1 protein-coding gene and 1 pseudogene are annotated in these 1,013 nt (G+C 57.6%); one reads left to right on the top strand and one right to left on the bottom strand.

What is annotated here, in order from left to right:
* Window positions 1–215, top strand: a 215-nt coding sequence (locus tag AO501_RS38125; RefSeq protein WP_197419865.1) for a hypothetical protein, incomplete at its 5' end; no start/stop codon positions are given.
* Here AO501_RS38125 and AO501_RS16075 read toward each other — a convergent pair.
* A pseudogene (locus tag AO501_RS16075) lies at window positions 212–1,013 on the bottom strand (hypothetical protein); the annotation flags it as partial. The gene AO501_RS38125 and the pseudogene AO501_RS16075 sit on opposite strands and share 4 nt — an antisense overlap.

The following is a 1,013-nucleotide window of genomic DNA, read 5'->3' as shown; positions in this document are numbered from 1 at the left end:
GTCAGACGCCGATCGATGGGCGCGAGCCGACGTGCCCCGTCGATTCCTCCGACGAGTGGCGCCGCGCCTGGCAGGCGCCTGTCGACCAGCTCGCAAGCGGCGGCGAGTACCGCCTGCGGCGTATTGATCTCCCCGAAGGTCACGTCGAATATATGGCTGGCGATCCGGACGACGAGTTCGTGCTCACCGTCGCGAACGATTTGCGGCCCGCTTAGCGCTTATCGAGAAGCCTGATTACTCTACGGCTGTTGTTCATTATGTGGTCACTGACGGGCAGTATCGGTGCGCCGTAACTCTGCAGGTACAACTGAAGCGACGCAACACCTTTTGACGCGGAAATTCGCCATTTTGCGATCAAGTCCATTATGTCGGGATTCATGCCGCCCTTCGCCCCTATGTCGGCCATCCCTTCGAGCAACTGGAGATCCGACAGCGGAACGATACCGGGGGCGTACACCTGTGGCTGAAGATGCTTGAACGCCTTGATGCTTCGGATGTTGATGTCGAACTGGGTCAATATTCCGTTGACTACACCAGCGTCGGGCACGATGACGAGCGGGGCGTACATCGTCTTGTTATCAACCTTTTCGTTCTCCCAGCCCTCATGTTTCTGGACGAGGTCGATGGTGGAGAGCAATTGCTTGTACTTGCCGCTGTCGGTGTCCATGAAGATCTTCTCGATGTCGGCGCTATATTCTTCCCAACTCGCCAGGCCTTGCGCCGCATCTTCTTTCACCGCATGGTTGGTGGCGTCGATCACGATGCAATGATCGTTTCCGAACAGGATCCAGTCACAGACGGACGGCTTTTCGCCCTTTTTCTCAGCCCATCCGGCCTGCATTTCGTCTTCGTCGACGATCACACGCAGATGGGGGCACTTGTCGTGGATACGGTGGAGAATCGTGCCGACGAACCTTTCGAACGCGTCATTCATGGCAGTCTTGAATCGTCTTTGGGTTGACCCCGACAACCTGGCCCACGCTTCGAAGTAGAGCGGGCCCCCGCATAGCCGA

It is taken from the genome of Mycobacterium gordonae (assembly GCF_001417955.2).
Lineage (GTDB): Bacteria > Actinomycetota > Actinomycetes > Mycobacteriales > Mycobacteriaceae > Mycobacterium > Mycobacterium gordonae_B.
Note: the sequence above shows the minus strand (reverse complement) of the source record. Positions and strands in the feature narration are given on the sequence as shown.